Consider the following 16,287-nt stretch of genomic DNA (forward strand, 5'->3'; position numbering starts at 1 on the left):
GTCAGGCCACCCTGCCGTAGTCCGCGACCGACGGCGCGCTCGAACAGCCGGAGTGGTCGTTCCCCGTCAGGTGGTCGAGGATCCGGTAGAGGTCGTGGCCGAGGGGGAAGACCTCGTTGGGGCCGACCTTCTCCTTGAGGGCGTCGAGCGCCGCGATCGCGCTGAAGGTCCGGGCCAGCGCGGCGGGGATGTCGGCCGCGCCCGGGACCGGCGTTACCGCCTGGGTCGCCTGCAGCACCAGCCGGCGCAGGGCGCTGCGGAAGCGGATGGCGTCGGGAACGCGGGGCTCGTCGTCCCGCAGCGGCACCATGTGCGGCCGGACGTTCGCCGTCGTGACGTGCTTGTGGTCGCACAGGAGGCGAAGGTCGCCGTGCTCGTAGTCGAGGCTCAGCATCCACGCCTTCCCCGTCCGGCGGTTCATGCCGTCGAGCGCCTCCGCCAGGATCTCGCGGATCGCCTCGTCGCCCAGGTCCTTGATCTGCATCGTCGTCTCCATCACCAGGCCGACCACACCGCCGGCAGACCGCCCGCCGGGGCCTTCTCCGCATCCGTCCAGGCTTGCCTCGTCGCAGGGCCGGCCTCAGACTCCCGCGCATGACGATGTCCGTGCACGACGCCCTGGATGCCTGGAGCGAGGGCCGCATTTCCCTGGAGCGGGCCTACGCCCTGACGGGCGCTGAGAGCGTCGGCGAGCTCCTGACCTGGTGCGACAGCTGCGACGTGGAGCGCCCCCATCCCGACGCCGCCTCGCTCCTCGCCTCCCTGGCTGCCCCCGGCGAGGAGCGGCTCGCCGAGATCCGTCGGCGCGAGGCTGCATTCGACGCCGCGCTGCGCCGGGCCCGGATCCGGGACCCGGGGCTCAGTGACGACGCCTACGACCCCGCCTCCATCCGCGTGCTCGCTGAACTGGGGCCCCTCCCTCGCAGGCCGACCGGCCACGTCGAGGACGTCCCGGACCCGGCATGGCTTGCCCTGTCCCCGGAGGATCGGGCGGACGTTATGCAGAGGGAGGCCAATCCGGAGGGGCTGGCCACGTTCGACCCGATGGCACACCCGGCCTACGCCACCGCCGTTCAGGCTATCTCCGACCGTCGCCGTGATGCCGCCGGGCGTCCCCGCATGGATGGAGCGCGCCTCGTCTCGCAGGTCATCCTCGCCGAGGACGGCCGCCTGTTCGTGGAGGCCCCTGGGTCTCCGCCGACCCGCATCGTGGCGATCCCCGCGAAGAGGGCGGCCGCCGTCGGGCAGCGCGTCGCCGAGCTCGTCGCTGAGGCCCTGGCGGCGCGGGCCCGCGCCGGCGAGGGGACGGCCTGAGCGGAGGGCGTCGATGTCGATGGATGCCCCGTTGGTGAGGGTGAGGCAGGCCCAGCTGCGCCCGCTCATGATGCCGGCCTTCCGAACAGGCGCTCCAGGATCGAAAGGGGAGCGCCCCTCTCCGCAGCCCGGGCATCCCAGAATGCCTGGAGGGTCTCGCTCGCCTGCACCGCACCTTCGCGGCGGGCCTTCTGGATCGCACGCCGTCGCCGCACGATCTCCTTCGCCAACGCATGCCGCTCATGGCCGGGGACGAGGGTGGTGACCAGGTGGAGCGGTGGCAGGCGTTCCTCGCCCGCGAGCTCGTCGAGGAACTCGTCCCACGTCACGCCGGCCTTCTCGACGTCGGCGCGAACCCGGATCGAGACGCCTCGGAACCAGCAGACGACCGGCGGCCCGAGCGGCCGCTTCGGCTTGGGCGGCAACGGGACGGGCAGCCGACGGGCCCGGCGGACCTGGTGGTGGTGGAGAGCCGTCACGCCCGGCCCTCCGAGAGCAGGCCGCGGGCGACTAGCAGCGTGTAGACGCCCCCGGCGAGCTGGCGGTTGTTGAGCCCGTCGCGGCGTCCCTGCGCGAGGACGTCCTCGATGAGGCTCCAGGGCGTCTCGGGCACGGGCGGGAACCAGCGAGGGTGCTTGGGGAACCGCTTGTGCATGCCGACGCGGATGTGCTCGGGGATGACCTCGCGGGGGTAGGTCATGCCGCCTCCTCGAAGGCGTAGGCGAGCGCGGCCGTCAACGCGGTCTCGGCGAGATGATCCCCCAGCGGAAAGGGGTACCGGGAGAACTCGGCGACGATGGCATCCTCGCCGTCGTCCGCACCCTCGCGCTCCATGAGCCGACAGGTCTCGCCATCGCCGTCCGACCTCCACTTCGTCAGATAGAAGCGGCCTTCAACGTCGTTCGACATCCCATTTCCCCCTGCGAATCCGGACAGATCCGCAGTCTGCCACCGATCGTCGATTCGCACTGGACTGCGACCGGGATTTCGCGCAGCCGCTGAGTCGGTAGGCTGACTTTCATCCGGGCCGGCTACGATGCGAGCATGCAAGAGCTCAGAGACCTCGGCGAGCAGATCGCCACGAACCGCAAGGCCCGCCGGATGCCCGTGCGACGGCTCGCCGTGGTGGCCGGGGTGAGCCCGGCCTGGCTCGCCGCGCTGGAGAAGGGCGAGATCGCCGACCCCAGCATCGCGAAGGTGGCCCGGGTCCTGAACGGGCTCGACTTGGATCTCAGGGTCCGGGAGTGGCACGGAGGCGTGCCGGACCTGGACGAGTTGTCGGAGGAGAACGAGCGGCTCCGGCAGCAACTCCGGGACCCGGCCGCTCGGGCGCTAAGGTTCCGTTGACCAGTCCTGCGATCCCGTACCGCGTCGAGACGATTTCCCCAGGGGCAAGCCGGGGCGACCATTGCATCGTCGGAATCCCGCAGGGTACGGTGCCCCCCTAGACCTGGGATGACCTCGATGACCCGCGCACTCTCGAAACGGATAGCCGCCACCGCCGCCTGAGCCCCCGGCTCGGCGCGCCTGCGTCTATCGTTTCAAGAGGCCGTCCCCATGTCGAAGCCCCATCCCACGCGCGGTCGCCGCGTCGCCGCCACGCGCCTGTCCCTCCAGGATCCCTCCCAGTATTGCGGCCCGATCGAGCCGCAGGTCCCCCTGACGCTGCAGGAGCGCCTGCTCGGCGGCGAGATGGCCAAGGGGCTGCCGGGGCTCGACCTGGCCATCACGATCGTGTCGCTGACCGAGGTGGGGTCGACGTACCCGAGCCGGGTCCGCCTCGCCGCCCGGAAGGCCGCCGATGCCCCGTCGGCCAAGACCGCGGCCGCGCTTGAGCGGGCGCTGCGTCGCGAGCTCGACCGCGACGACCTCGCCGATTATCAGGCGATCGAGATGTCGCGGGTCGCGGACCTGCTCATCTGCCACCAAGCGGCGTTCGGATCCGCCGTGGCCAACGCCCGCATGGCGGCGATGGCATTCAACTACACAGGCCGGCTGCTGCGGGAAGGCCGCGCCGCGCCCGTGTGGCTGGCGCTGCGCAGCGCGATGATGTTCGCCGAGGACGCCAGCGAGGAGATCGAGGCGCTGCGGCACGTCCCGGAGCCGCGCTACCCCCGGCTGGCGATGCTCAACGCGCGGGTCTCGAACCTGTCGAGCGAGCTCTCGATCGGGACCGAGGCGCAGGAGCTCGTCGAGGTCGACCGCGCCGTGCTCGACGGCGGCGTCGGCGCCGACGGGACCGTGGATCCGGAGGACGTCGCGTTCCTCGACCGGCTCATCTGGAAGACCAAGCCGACGGCGGCGCCGACGCTCGTCGTCATCGACCAGCATGCCCTCGACCACCTGCCCGGCAGCGCGAGCTCGGGCTCGTCGAACGCCTCGCGCGGCAGCACCCCGCGGGCCGAGTTCCAGCCGCTCGCCGGCGTGGCGCTGCCTCTCGTCCACGGGATCGACGTCGCCGCCGTGCGGGCCGTCCTCGATCGGGAGTACCCCTGGCTCTCCGACCTGACCGGCAAGCTCCTCGGCGACCTCGTCGGCGGCCGGTTCGCGCGGTTCCAGCGGACGCTGCTCGTCGGGAAGCCCGGCTCGGGCAAGACCCGGTTTTTGCGCAGGCTCACCGCGCTGTGCCGGATCCCGTCGCTGGTCTACAGCGCGGCCGGCGTCGCTGACTCTGCGTTCGGCGGCACGTCCCGCCAGTGGTCGACGGGCCGCGCCTGCGTGCCCGTCCAGCTGATCCAGCGGACGCGCACGGCCAATCCGTGCGTCATCGTCGACGAGTTGGAGAAGGCCGGCACGAGGCGGGACAACGGATCCCTCATCGACACCCTGACGGCGCTGATGGAGCCGGAGGGATCCAGCGCCTTCTTCGACCCGTACATCGAGACCGAGGTTGACCTGTCGGCTGTCCAGTACCTCGCGACGGCCAACACGACGGCCGGCGTCGCGGCGCCGCTGCTCGACCGGCTTCGGGTCGTGGCGGTGCCCGATCCCAGGCCTCAGGACCTGGCGGCGATCCTGGCGACGCTGCTCCCGGAGATCCGCGCGGACCGTGGGCAGGACGAGGCCTGGTGCCCCGACCTCGATCCGGAGGAAGTCGCGATCGTCGCCGAGGCGTGGGGCAAGGGCGGCAGCATCCGCCCCCTGCGCCGGATCGTCGAGACGCTGCTCTCCGGGCGTGAAGCCCTCGCTCCGCGTCATTGAGGGAGGGACCGATGTCGCAAGCTCAGCTGTCCGCCCTCGCGGACCGGATCCAGGACGCCTGGGAGAATGGGCGGATCTGCTCCCTCGTCGGCCGGGGGTGCAGGGCGCGGATCGTCCGGATCGCTCGACTGCTCGACGCCGGGCGGATCGATGCAGATCGGGCCCTGCGCCTCGCCATGGAGGCCGAGGGCGCGGCCATGTGCTTCGCGCCCCTCCCGGCGGAGCCGGCCCGATGAGCATCGTCCAGGAATTCTACTCGATCGCCGGCACCGTCCTGAAGGACCAGCGCCGGGTCCCGTCGATCCGCGTCGAAGCCGTCGAGCCCACGCCAGCCGGTCCCCGCGTCCGGTGGACAGGGGGACCGTACGGGCCCCGCGTCGTCGCGACGGAGGACGGCACGCGGTGGCGCGGCGGCGTCGGTCCCCAGGTCCTGCTCGAAGGGATCTCACGCTACCTGGCCGTCCGGTGGCGGGAGCGGACGCCGACGGTGCCAACGAACTGGAGCGAGGTCCTCGCCGCCCGGCATCCGGCCGTGTTCACGTCGGGCGGTCCCTACACCTGCCCGGGATGGGCCTCGCTCTGGGCCGCCGGCGCCGAGTGGATCGAGGAGGTCGGGGTCCCGCCCGGGTTCGCGACCGACGACGCCAAGGCCAAGTTCGGCACCCTGCGGTGGCACCACCACGCAGACGACTGGTCCGACGACGTCGCCGACGTCGTCGAGGCGATCGAGACGATCTCCGACGGGATCTGCGAGGCCTGCGGAGCCCCCGGCCGGACGCGCTTCAGGCCCTGGATCGAAACCCTGTGCCACACCCACAACACGGAACCCCGCTGATGCGCCCCCTCATCCTCGCCGCCGCCCTGCTCGGGTCGGCCCCCTGCCTCGCCGGCACGTTCCCGACGGCGGAGACGTGGTCCGTCACCGTGCAGGACGACATCCTCGACAGGATGTCCGTGCAGAGCGTGCTCACCGTCAGGCGGATGGACGACCGCGTCCGCTTCACGCTGGACTGCGTCGTCTCCGGACCGGCCGCGCGCACGGATTCGCGCACATCCGCATGGGGCACGGCCTCGATCGCCGGCGACGTCGTCACCGGCATCGTCGAGGGCAGCGAGGACGTGCTGCAACTCCCCGACCGCACCTTCACGATGACGCTCAGGGGCAGGATCGGCACGTGGGGGAGCAACATCCCGGGCTGCACGCAGAGGGCAGAATTCCTCCGCGATGCCGTTGTGGATGGCATCCAGGCGATCGACAGTGTCCGTAGAGGGAGGGACTGATGCGCCTGCGAGACCTGACACCCGCCGAACGCCGCGCCGTCGAGGAGCGCCGGGCCGAGGTGCGCGCCGCCCTCGCCGGGGTGGACCCCGCGTGGCGCCCGGACGCCGCCGCGATCGATGAGGCGCCCTTCCTCGATGACTGGAGCGTTCGGAACTACCCAGGGACCGACAGGCCGTGCATCGATGCCTACTGTTGGGGTCATCCTCTACACGGCGATACGATCCTGAAGACGAGCGTCATCGTCCAGCAGGGCCCGGGCTACGCGATCGTCGAGAGCGGCAAGGTGTACCTACTCGGGTCGCCCAGCCCGGAGCCCGAGGCCCGCTCCGCGATCCTCTCCGGACGCCGCGGGAAGGGCCGCCCCATCGACGCGCCGGCCCCCGAGGACGAGGCCGACACCGGCTTCAAGGTCGGCTGAAAATTCAGCCTGTCCCCTAGGCGGAGGAAGCCAATCGCTCGATGGTATCGTTTCCTTGCGCGGCGATCCGGCCACGAAAAAGGCCCCCGGCATCGAGCCGCGGGCCTGGTTGGCAGGGGGCTACGGAGGGGTTTAGAGGCAGGGCAAACGCTGGAGACGGGCCTCGTGGTCGATTCGGGATGCCTCCTTTGCGCCAATAGCGGAAGTTGGGCGCCCGCCAGGAAGCGGACGTTCCGCATTCGACCCAACCCAGTCATTCCGGGTCCCTAAGGCGATGCCCGGAAGCGGACATTGAGCGGGCCAGCTCCGTATGGCTGGAGTTGGCCGAAAGTCGTATAACTGGTTTCGGTAGCGCGATGTGCCAAACCGGACACGCAAGCATCGCCGCTAAACCGTCAGAGGCGCACGTTTGCCCGACGTTTAAATAGCCGACACGGTTTACCGACAGAGCTGCAGCCATTTTTCGTAGGCGGAACCGCGGTTTAATCGATCGCCGTGAAAACGGTCGGAATTCAGATACATCGTTCAGGTTGCTTTCAACCTATTTAAAAGCCGCACACAGTCTGCAACAGGCTTCCGGGAACCATGCCCAGCTCGGCCAGTTGACCCCCAGATTATATCTGTTCTAATTCGCAACTGAGGGCGGCCGTTGGCTGCCGGCTCCGTGAGGATGACGACCATGGCGAACGCCCACTGCGACAGCTGCAAGTTCTTCGATGAGCACAAGGGCAACAACGCCCCGGCGGCTGCGGATGCCGGCCTGTGCCGGTTCAACCCGCCGGTCAGCCAGCCAGCGCCGGAGTCCAAAGGCCTGTGGCCGGTGGTTGGCGCCAACGACTGGTGCGGCCATTTCACAGCCGAGATGACCGCGGCCGAGTAAGGTCGGGCTTCTTCACCTAACGATCAGGGCCAGCCGCGAGGCTGGCCTTCTTCGTTGCCGGCACCAGCGGGAGCAACGAAACGGCAGCCATGCCCTCTCGTGGCCGCTGCCGGCCGTTTCGGCAGACAGGCCCGGTCCGACGACCAGGTAATGCTGATCGCCCGAGCACAAATGCGTTTTGCTATGGCAAATGGAGCGCTCAATAAACCGTAGCTTAGAATTTCTTCAGATTTGAACCGTTGTAAGTGTGTGATCTATAACGCATTTCCGGCTTGCTCTAAGATCCGTGACCGCCGATGACACTGGTATTGCGCTAGTCCGAGCGCGCGCCAGCGTGATCCATGTCCCACCGCTTCTCGCTCCTTCCCGTCCTTCTCACCACCACCGTCCTTGTCGGTCCCGTGGTGGCACAAGATGGCACGGTTCAACTCAACGAGATCTCGGTCGATGCAGTGGGGCCGAGCGCTTCCGCCCCGGGCCCGGCCGGCTCCGGCGGCCTCAACGTCAGCGCTGGTGACGCTGGCACGGCCGCCACCAGTGGCGGCGGTGGCGGCCCTTCTGGGATCACCGGCTACACGGCCCGTGTCTCCACAGCCGCCACCAAGACCAACACCCCGCTGATCGAGGCCCCGCAGTCGGTCTCGGTGGTAACCCGAGAGCAGCTCAACGACCGCAACGTTCAGAGCTTCACCGACGCGGTCAACTACGTCCCGGGCGCCATATCTTCTCGATCAGGCTTCGATCCACGGTTCGACCAGGTTTTCATCCGCGGCTTCGACGTGCTCACCAACCAGGGCATCTACCGCGACGGCCTGCGCGTGATCGGCAGCGGCTTCGCCTACCCGAAGAGCGAGCCTTACGGCGCGGAGGCGCTCACCATCCTGCGGGGCCCTGCCTCCGGCCTCTATGGCCTCGGCTCGCCAGGCGGCATCCTCGATATCACGAGCAAGCGGCCCGTCTTCGTGCCGTTCGGCGAGGTGCAGTTCCAGGCCGGCAGCTTCGGCCGCGTCCAGGGCAACTTCGACGTCGGCGGTCCAATCGAGGGTTCGGGCGGCACGATGGCCTACCGCCTCACCGGCGTGCGCCGCGAAGCAGGGACCTTCATCGGCCTCGGTACGAACGACGACCAGCTCAATATCGCGCCCGCCTTCACCTGGAAGCCGTCGGCCGACACCACGTTCACGTTCCTTAGTGAGTTGCAAGTCACCAACACGCCTGCGGCGACGTTCTTCTACAATGACCCTGGTTTTCGGGTATCCAAGTTCTACCAGGGTGACCCGCGCTTCATCGGCCTCGACCAGACTCAGTACCGTGTCGGTTACGCCTTCGAGCACTTCTTCACGCCCGACCTCGTCTTCCGCCAGAATTTTCGCCACTACGGACTGTTCCTGAGCGGGAAGTACGTCGACATCAACAACATCAACGACGCACGAACGATCGGCACGCGCGACACCGGCTACATCCGCGAAGGCTTGGTGCAGCAGACGCTGGACAACCAGTTGGAGGCGCGTTTCGCCACCGGCCCGGTCGCCCACACCGTGGTCGGGGGCGTTGACTATGCCCGGTACAGCCTGAGCGAGCGCCTCGGCTTCGGCCTGGCCCCGGATCTCAACCTCGTCACGCGCAACTACGGCCAGCAGTTCATCGCGACGCCGCCCCTCGGGTCCGCCTCACGCCAGACCCAGGATCAGGTCGGCGTCTACCTGCAGGACCAAGCCAAGTTCGGCGACTTCATCCTGACCGTGAACGGGCGCCACGACTGGGTCTTCCAGGACAACTACGCCACGCCCGACAGCGCGGTCTCGCGCCAGGACAACAGCGCCTTCACCGGCCGCGTCGGCCTCGGGTACGTCCTGGCGCCGGGCTTGGTGCCGTATGCCAGCTACGCCACCACTTTCACGCCGCAGGTTGGTCTCGATCGAAACGGCCAGGCGTTTAAGCCGGCCACCGGCGACCAGATCGAGGCGGGCGTGAAGTACCTGATCCCCGGCACCAACATCCAGACGGCGTTCGCTGGGTTCGACATCAACCAGTCGAGCATCCTGATCCCCGACGCGAGCAACATCGCGTTCCAGACCGCTGGGGGCGCCGTGCGCTCGAAGGGCTTCGAGGCCGAGGCGACCGCTAATCTCGCGCCCGGTACGAACCTGACCATCGCCTACACGCACGTCGACATCCGGTTCGTGAAATCAACCACGTTTACCGGCGACTCCCTCAACGGGAACCGCGTCTCCGGCATCCCCAGCGATACCTACGCGTCGTTCCTGACTTATGCCTTCCCGCTATCTTCAGCCCTGCGCGGGCTGCAGATCGGAGGCGGCATTCGCTACATCGGATCCAGTTACGCGGATGATCAGAACACCGTACGCAATACCGCCGTGACGCTCTACGACGCCCTCGTTGCCTACGACTTCGCTGCGCTCGATCCGAAGTACAAGGGCTTTCGCGCGCAGATCAACGGCTACAACATCTTCAACCGGAGCTACACGACCTGCTCGTTCGGCTTCTGCAACTTCAACCAGCCAGCGACCGTTATTGGCAGCCTTATCTATCGTTGGTAAGATAGAGAACCTTAGACCGAAAATCGACTGTCAGAAAAGCTTCGAAGGGTAAGTGGCGGCAGTTGGCTCAATTCCCGGAAGTGGCCATTCGATGACAGCAAGGCCACGGATCCCATCTGTTACAGCGAGGCCACACAAGGCCGCCGATCTTGTTCATGGCGTTGACGAGGCTTGTCATAGCATCCGATGGTGACAGCGACGGTTCCCCCTGGGGATCAAAAGGGAACGCGGTGAGGGCTCTCGCCCGAGGCCGTGGCTGCCCCCGCAACTGTAAGCGGCGAGCCCATCATCAACACGTCACTGGGGCCTCGGGCCTGGGAAGACGATGAGAGGGCGGTGACCCGCGAGCCAGGAGACCTGCCTGTCCGTCGTCAGATGATTTGGGACATTCAGCGGTGTTCAGGGACAGAGGCTCTGGTCCATCTGGGGTAGGAGGTTAGGCGGCCTGCGCGTGGTGGCGCAAGCGGCGATCCATCAGGGTCTGGCGCTTGATGCGTTCCCGCTCGGCCAGGATCCCTTCGCCGCGTCCGAAGTAGACGTCAGCGGGCGTGAGGTTGCTCAGGCTCTCATGGGCTCGGGCATGGTTGTAGTGTTCGACGAAGTCGGCAACCTGCGCCTCCAGCTCGCCGGGCAAGTAGGCGTGTTCGAGCAGGATGCGGTTTTTGAGCGTCTGATGCCAACGCTCGATCTTACCCTGCGTTTGAGGATGGCATGGCGCGCCGCGGATGTGGGTCATGCCCCGAATGCCGAGCCAGTCAGCCAGGTCGCTGGCGACGTAGCTCGGCCCGTTGCCCCAGAGCGGACTACCGGAAAGAATATTAATCTATTTATAAAGCAAACGTAAGATTTTCCACTAAAATTCGACCTAGTAGATGATTTACGTCATGTTTGAAAATCGCCGTGCAAAATGTTTGGCCAGGAGTTATCGGTATGTCTTACGGCCGTTAATGTAACCGACAACTGCCTGCACGAAAGGCGCCGTCGTGCAGAGGAAGCCGACGCCTTTCCAGATGCCCTCGTCCCCGAGCATCAGGACCAGCCCGAACGTGGTCAGCACCCACAAACCTGTCGCGAACAGGATCGGGTGCTGCTGCCACATCTTGAAGGGCGGCATCATACGACACTCTTGGGCGTCGCGCGGACGCGTCTTGGCCGCTTTCGGGTCCACCAGAGCCATGCCCCGTTTCCGGTGATGAACAGGGTGGACCAAGCGAGAAGGCTCCATAGGAGTTTGAGTGGCCAGGACCCGTAATCACCGAAGTGCAGGGGCTGTGAGATCCGAACGGCTGTGAGGTACCAGGGCAGCGTGGCAACTTCGGATACGTGCGCATCACGGGCATCGACCAGCGCGATCTCGAACAGGCGCTTCTGCAACCCCGTAGGGCCGGCGAGAAGCACGGTGAAATGCGTATCTGTCGAGAATGCTGTGCCCGGATATATCAGCAGCGTGGCCCGCCACCCCGCGCGTGCCGCCTCGGCCGATGCCCTGACGGTATCTATAGAGGCCGACGTCGACGTGCTGCCCGGCACGGCTGACTCGTAGGTGGTCGCGAGCCTGCGCAATTCCGTCGTCTGCCACGTCATGAGGGCAAGGCCGCCGAGAGCCAGGGCGATACCCGTTACCGAGACGAGAAGCGTCCAGCCGAGGGTGGCGACGCCAATCAGCGTGTGCAAATCGCGCTGACGCAGAGGCTCCCCGCGCATTCGTCGGATCGCGCCGAAGGCCAGACCTCTGACGTAGGGGCCGTAGATCACGACGCCCGACAGGAGGCAGACGACCACCAATAAGGCGACGATCCCGCCGGCGAGCTGTCCCGGAAGGCCGAGAAACCAGTTCGCATGCAGGGTGAGCATGAATCCGGTCACGGTGGAGCGTGGGTCCGGCCGCGACAGGCGCGTGCCGTACCGTGCATCCAGGGTGACCGGGATTGCGCCCGCGAACGTGCGAGCACCGGGCGAGCCGAGGTTCACGGTCACGCGCTCAGGGTGGTCGCCATCGAGATTGATCGCGATCACGCGCTTGCCGGGTTCGGCGGAGTGGGCGGCCGCGACGAGATCGGCGAGGGGTCTGACCGGCCTTTCCGATGCCTCGACCGGCAGGTCGACACCGGTCCACTCGTCGATCTCCTCGTGGAAGATGAGGATGGTGCCGGTGAGGCATAGAACAAGAAAGAACGGCGTTGCGACGAGCCCGCACCAGCGATGCAACCACAGGCCGACGCGAAAGGTCCGCGAGACAGCAAAGCGGGAAGCATGAACGCGTCCGCGCGCTGTCAGGGTTTCGGTCGTCATCGGCGCGATCCCTGGTGGAAGGGCTACAGTGATCTCGCCTACCAGCGATACGTCAGAGTGCCGAAAACGCTCCGGCGGAAGCCTTCGAAAACGTAGCCCGTGTAGAAGCCCGCATTGAAGTAGCGCTGATCGAACAGGTTGGTGGCGTTCACCGAGAGCACGGCGCCCTTCCAGGCCGGGTCGAGTCGGGCGAGGTCGTAGCTGATCGAGGCGTCGACCAACGCGTAGGACGGGATGTTGTCGACGTTGTTGGCATCCGTCCGCTGGCCGACGTAGCGCACGCCAGCGCCGGCCCGGAAGCCGCCGAATGGCGAGCCCAACGGGAACGCGTAATCCGCAAATAGCGAGACCGTGTTGTTCGGCGCGTTGGGCAGCCGGTTGCCGACCAGCGCAGGGTTAGCGGCGTTCTTCGTCACTCGCGTCTCGAGATGGGCGAAGCCGAAGATGAAATTGAAGCCCTCGAACAGGTTCGCTTTGCCCTCCAGTTCGAAGCCCTTCGACTGCGCTTCGCCGGTCTCGACGAAGAAGCCGGGATTTGCGACGTCGGCCAGCGGGATGTTGGTCTGGGTGATCTCGAAATACGAGGCGGTGTATAGCGCGTTGCTGCCTGGAGGTTGCCACTTCACGCCGCCTTCCACCTGGGTCGCGTCGCGCGGGCTCAGCGCCGAGCCGTCCGCCCGCTGCCCCGCGATCTGCGGGTTGAACGAGGTCGAATACGAGGCGTAGGGCACGATGCCGTAGGGCAACTCGTAGCCGAGTGCAGCGCGGTAGCTCAGCGCGGAGAAGCTCTGCTGATCTACCGTCGTCCGGTTGAGCGTGGCCACCGGCAGGTTGGGGAAGTTGAAGGTGCTAGTGATCCGCTGGTCGACCCAGTCGTTACGCACGCTGCCCGTCAGGATAAAGCCGTTCCACTTCATCTGGTCCTGAAAGTAGAGACCGGTCTGCTGCTGCGCGGCGCGTGCGGAAAAATTCGTGCGTTGCGGGAAGGCGATGGCGAGGTTGTAGACCGGATCGTAGAGGTTGATCGATCGGTTGGCCGCAGCCAGCGGATAGCCGTTCGGGTAGGTCCGCGAGTCGCGGCGATAATAGTTCTGGAAGTCGACGCCGAAGACGACGTTGTGCTGCACGTCCAGCGTCGCGAACTGGCCCTCGACGTGGTTGTCGGCAAGCAGTCCCTGGCTCGACTGGTCGCGGAGATAGGGAAACACCGAGACGGCGAGGAAGCTCGTTGGGGTAGCGGCAGGCGACGCGCCGACCGCATCATACTTCGATGTGGTCTCGTAGGCTCGGAAGGCCGAGTGCAGCAGCCAGCCCGGCGCGAAGGTGTGGTCGAGGATGTAGCCGATCTCCTTGTTCTCGAGGAGGCCGGTGTTGAAATTTGGCTGCCCGACGAAGATGTCGCGCTGATAAAATCCCTTGGTGCTCGGGATGATCGAGCCGACGATCGGCAGGCTCTGCTCGGAGCCGCCACCGCGATACTCGGCATACTTGGCGAGCACGGTGAGCGAGGTGTCGGAGTCGGGCCGCCACGTCACCGACGGCGCGATGAAGGTGCGGTCGTCGGGCGTGTACTTCACCTGGCTGTCGGAATTTCGCACGAGGCCGGTGATGCGGTAGGCGAATTGCGGTGCGCCCTCGACCGGGCCAGTGAGGTCGAAGCCGGCCTGGATGCGATTACGGTTGCCGCCCTGGAGGAAGACCTCGTTGAACGGGGTGAAGCTCGGCCGCTTTGAGACAAGGTTGATGATGCCGCCGGGCTGGCCGGCGCCGTAGAGCACCGAGATGGGGCCCTTGATCACGTCGATGCGCTCGTAGGCGTAAGGCTCGATATTCTGGTCGAACGAGTTGAAGCCGTAGCGCAGGCCGTCCTGGTAGACGCTGTCGAAGTTGTTGGCGTTGAAGCCGCGTAGTGTAAAGGTCGGGCCGCCCTGGCCGCCGGGATAATCTACCGCCTGGACGTTCGGTGTGTAGGCCACCGCGGTGTTGATGTCCTGCACGCCGCGGACGTCGAGTTCCTCGCGAGTAATGACGCTGACCGTAGCCGGCGTCTCGAGGATCGAGTCGTTGCCCTTCATGCCGGCCGTTGAACGCGTTGCCACGAAGCCGGCGGTCCCGAACGTCGGGTTTTGGCTCTCGACAGTAAGTTCGTCCAGGGTGACGTTGGTATTGCCGCTGCCAGCGCTGGGCGTATTCGAGGTACCTGGTGGCTTCGACGCCTGGGCCTGGGCAGCACCGATGCCGGCGATCAGAGCAGCCGACGCGACCCCGACCAGCAGGGACCGACGAATGCATCGGAATGCGTTGATGTCAGCTTCAAATCTAACCACGACCGCCGCCCCGTTCCGATTTGCCGCGTCAGCAGCTTAAACATTTGGCTAAGGCAAGAGCATTTCCATCTGCAACTACAGTGATTTAGAACTAGTCTAAATTTTAGATATAATCGGATTCTTATAATTTTCGAAGTTTATCTAAATTGTTAAAATACAACACGATTTCAGATAATCGATATTTATTCTAAATCAGTCGAAACACATAGAATCTCGACGCAGATTTGTGGAAAGAGATATTTTAGCCACATGCCGATGCTCATCCGTCCGTATCAGGATGTCGAAATTCGGCGCACTCCAGCGCCCATCGGAATGCTGATCGTGCATGAACACGCATGGGTTGCTGTATCGCCGACATCGGTCGAATGTCGAGCGTCTGCTTCCGCAGTTCAAATTCCCAAAAGCGGCCCTTCTCTAAACCACCCTACCCGGTCGTAGAGCGGACGGACGGGTCCCGACCCAACCCAGTCGTTTAGATTACTCGTTAGGATGCTCGGAAGCGGACGTTAAATGAGCTAGCTCCGTACACCTGTCTCAGGCGAGAGGTCGCCTTCCGTTTCGGTGACCGATAGCTGCAAAAACGATAATCGATATATCGCCCGAAATTGAAGTATGCTCTTCAAGCAAGATGGCTATTTATATGGAGCGAATATTGAAAATTATTCTGCCCGATGTTCTGTTCTCAAAATCCATGGCTCGCAACACCTTATGTCGTAACACTGACCAACTGGAGCAAGCGCGTCTGAAGACCTGCTGGTGTGTTCTCCGGCTCGGCGCAGCAGGTCCGATTACGACCTGCTGCCTTGGCTCGATAGAGTGCTGCGTCCGCAAGTCTGTAGAGGTCCGTGAGGGTATCATCTGCATGAGTTCTCTGCACGGTACTCGCTAGCCCGATGCTCACCGTCACCGTGCCTGCGCAGATTCCCGCTGAGACGACCGCAAGGTTTGATACCTCAGCATGGACCTTCTCTGCGACACGATGGGCGCCGACCTCATCGGTGTCTGGCAGAAGGAACGTAAATTCCTCACCACCGACGCGGCAAACGAGGTCTTGCGGCCGGTGCACACTGGCGGACAGGGAGCGCGCCAAGCCACGCAGTACTTCGTCACCGATCGGATGGCCGTAGCGGTCGTTGTAACGCTTGAAATGATCAGCATCGACGATTAGCAGAGAGAGTGACCGGCCGAGGCCGATGCTGGATGATGCCTGAGCGAAGCTCTCCTCGAAAGCACGTCGGTTCGGCAGACCGGTCAGGCTGTCCGTTTGAGACTGCTTGGCCAGTTCGACCTGCATCGCTGCACGGCGGCGCAATTCCCGACCAAACAAGAGCGACAGCAAGATGGTCAGGCTGCACAGCAGCATCACCATACCGCCGATGACGAGCGCCTTCAGACGCCACTCGGACTCGATCTCATTCACAGAGAGGGCTACGTTCAAAATCAGCGGCAAGTCACCCACCCGCGCAAACGTATAATGCCGCTTAATACCATCTCGCACCGAGGTATCCACGAAGGCGCCACTAATTCCGCGCGCCATTCGCTCAAAGGTTGAAGCACCTGCAATGCTTTTTCCGATATCGGCCTCGGCGTAAGGCTGCCGCATGATCCGCGTGCCATCACGGAGATACAGGTTGATCGCGCCGTCCCGACCCAAGCTGATCTGGTCGAAGAGGTGGGTAAAGTAGGACAACTTCACGCTGCCGAGCACCACGCCCCCGAAGCTGCCGTCTGGCTTGTTGATGCGGCGGCTGAAGGGCAGCATTCGCACGCCTGTCAGGCGTGAGACGAGCGGCTGCCCAATGAACAGACCTAGATCGGCGCGGGTTCTGTGAACACGAAAGTAGTCTCGATCGACGTAGTTTCCCTTACGCGGCGGGACTGCATCGAGATCGGCGATGATGTCGCCTCGCTCGTTCAGCACGATCATAACGCCCATGTCGCGCGCAGTTGTCGCCCGATCAAACAAGACGAGCTGGCGCAAGTCTGGACTTATACCAAACCCCGTTGATCGA

At 65.1% G+C, this 16,287-nt stretch carries 17 protein-coding genes, 1 pseudogene and 1 riboswitch; of the genes and pseudogenes, 9 read left to right on the forward strand and 9 right to left on the reverse strand.

Going from position 1 to position 16,287, the window contains the following annotated elements:
* Nucleotide 1: 1 nt before the first annotated feature.
* The gene (locus MFF13_RS00410) at nucleotides 2–484 is read right to left on the reverse strand and encodes a hypothetical protein (RefSeq protein WP_238270075.1); all 483 of its coding nucleotides are present in this window, start codon (nucleotides 482–484) and stop codon (nucleotides 2–4) included.
* 110 nt (nucleotides 485–594) lie between these two features.
* Here MFF13_RS00410 and MFF13_RS00415 point away from each other — a divergent pair, with 110 nt between their 5' ends.
* Nucleotides 595–1,314 carry a hypothetical protein gene (locus tag MFF13_RS00415; protein ID WP_238270077.1) on the forward strand — a complete coding sequence of 240 codons (720 nt, stop codon included), beginning with the start codon at nucleotides 595–597 and terminating at the stop codon, nucleotides 1,312–1,314.
* 65 nt (nucleotides 1,315–1,379) lie between these two features.
* Here MFF13_RS00415 and MFF13_RS00420 read toward each other — a convergent pair whose 3' ends face one another.
* From MFF13_RS00420 to MFF13_RS00430, 3 genes are read right to left on the reverse strand one after another with little or no spacing between them, the layout of a single operon-like run.
* A complete protein-coding gene (locus MFF13_RS00420) occupies nucleotides 1,380–1,793 on the reverse strand; it encodes a hypothetical protein (RefSeq protein ID WP_238270079.1) in 414 nt (137 codons plus the stop codon).
* Complete coding sequence (locus MFF13_RS00425) at nucleotides 1,790–2,014, reverse strand: hypothetical protein (RefSeq protein WP_238270081.1); 225 nt, start codon at nucleotides 2,012–2,014, stop codon at nucleotides 1,790–1,792. Before MFF13_RS00425 ends, MFF13_RS00420 begins: the two co-directional genes overlap by 4 nt.
* On the reverse strand, nucleotides 2,011–2,223 hold the full coding sequence (locus tag MFF13_RS00430) for a hypothetical protein (RefSeq protein ID WP_238270083.1): 213 nt from the start codon (nucleotides 2,221–2,223) through the stop codon (nucleotides 2,011–2,013). The genes MFF13_RS00425 and MFF13_RS00430 overlap by 4 nt, the downstream gene beginning before the upstream one ends.
* Nucleotides 2,224–2,358: 135 nt before the next feature.
* On the opposite strand from MFF13_RS00430, the gene MFF13_RS00435 reads away from it, so the two are divergent.
* From MFF13_RS00435 to MFF13_RS00470, 8 genes are all read left to right on the forward strand, one after another.
* Entirely contained in the window at nucleotides 2,359–2,661 is a 303-nt protein-coding gene (locus MFF13_RS00435) for a helix-turn-helix domain-containing protein (RefSeq protein ID WP_147752861.1), read from the forward strand.
* A gap of 210 nt (nucleotides 2,662–2,871) precedes the next feature.
* Entirely contained in the window at nucleotides 2,872–4,515 is a 1,644-nt protein-coding gene (locus MFF13_RS00440; RefSeq protein ID WP_238270085.1) for an AAA family ATPase, read from the forward strand.
* 11 nt (nucleotides 4,516–4,526) lie between these two features.
* Nucleotides 4,527–4,751 (forward strand): hypothetical protein, encoded by a 225-nt coding sequence (locus MFF13_RS00445; protein ID WP_147752859.1) that lies wholly within the window; start codon nucleotides 4,527–4,529, stop codon nucleotides 4,749–4,751.
* Nucleotides 4,748–5,350: a hypothetical protein gene (locus MFF13_RS00450; protein WP_147752858.1), complete on the forward strand. Its 603-nt coding sequence runs from the start codon at nucleotides 4,748–4,750 to the stop codon at nucleotides 5,348–5,350. Before MFF13_RS00445 ends, MFF13_RS00450 begins: the two co-directional genes overlap by 4 nt.
* The gene (locus tag MFF13_RS00455; RefSeq protein ID WP_147752857.1) at nucleotides 5,350–5,796 is read left to right on the forward strand and encodes a hypothetical protein; all 447 of its coding nucleotides are present in this window, start codon (nucleotides 5,350–5,352) and stop codon (nucleotides 5,794–5,796) included. The genes MFF13_RS00450 and MFF13_RS00455 overlap by 1 nt, the downstream gene beginning before the upstream one ends.
* The gene (locus MFF13_RS00460) at nucleotides 5,796–6,215 is read left to right on the forward strand and encodes a hypothetical protein (protein ID WP_238270087.1); all 420 of its coding nucleotides are present in this window, start codon (nucleotides 5,796–5,798) and stop codon (nucleotides 6,213–6,215) included. The genes MFF13_RS00455 and MFF13_RS00460 overlap by 1 nt, the downstream gene beginning before the upstream one ends.
* A gap of 670 nt (nucleotides 6,216–6,885) precedes the next feature.
* Entirely contained in the window at nucleotides 6,886–7,095 is a 210-nt protein-coding gene (locus MFF13_RS00465; protein ID WP_147812792.1) for a hypothetical protein, read from the forward strand.
* Nucleotides 7,096–7,436: 341 nt separating this feature from the next.
* Nucleotides 7,437–9,656, forward strand: coding sequence for a TonB-dependent siderophore receptor (locus tag MFF13_RS00470; RefSeq protein WP_238270090.1), 2,220 nt, complete (start codon nucleotides 7,437–7,439; stop codon nucleotides 9,654–9,656).
* A gap of 182 nt (nucleotides 9,657–9,838) precedes the next feature.
* A riboswitch (cobalamin riboswitch) is annotated at nucleotides 9,839–10,037 on the forward strand.
* A gap of 55 nt (nucleotides 10,038–10,092) precedes the next feature.
* Here the strand turns inward: MFF13_RS00470 and MFF13_RS00475 are convergent.
* The 5 genes and pseudogenes from MFF13_RS00475 to MFF13_RS00495 form a co-directional block, all read right to left on the reverse strand.
* Nucleotides 10,093–10,446: pseudogene (locus tag MFF13_RS00475) on the reverse strand (integrase core domain-containing protein); the annotation flags it as partial.
* Nucleotides 10,447–10,578: 132 nt separating this feature from the next.
* Complete coding sequence (locus MFF13_RS00480; RefSeq protein WP_238270092.1) at nucleotides 10,579–10,773, reverse strand: hypothetical protein; 195 nt, start codon at nucleotides 10,771–10,773, stop codon at nucleotides 10,579–10,581.
* Nucleotides 10,770–11,948: a PepSY-associated TM helix domain-containing protein gene (locus tag MFF13_RS00485; protein WP_238270094.1), complete on the reverse strand. Its 1,179-nt coding sequence runs from the start codon at nucleotides 11,946–11,948 to the stop codon at nucleotides 10,770–10,772. Before MFF13_RS00485 ends, MFF13_RS00480 begins: the two co-directional genes overlap by 4 nt.
* A 38-nt stretch (nucleotides 11,949–11,986) precedes the next feature.
* Nucleotides 11,987–14,047: a TonB-dependent siderophore receptor gene (locus MFF13_RS00490; RefSeq protein WP_238270096.1), complete on the reverse strand. Its 2,061-nt coding sequence runs from the start codon at nucleotides 14,045–14,047 to the stop codon at nucleotides 11,987–11,989.
* A 934-nt stretch (nucleotides 14,048–14,981) separates the two neighbouring features.
* Nucleotides 14,982–16,287: sensor domain-containing diguanylate cyclase (locus tag MFF13_RS00495; protein ID WP_238270098.1), on the reverse strand; the 1,306-nt coding region annotated here is incomplete at its 5' end.

It is taken from the genome of Methylobacterium cerastii, assembly GCF_022179125.1.
Classification (GTDB): Bacteria; Pseudomonadota; Alphaproteobacteria; order Rhizobiales; family Beijerinckiaceae; genus Methylobacterium; species Methylobacterium cerastii.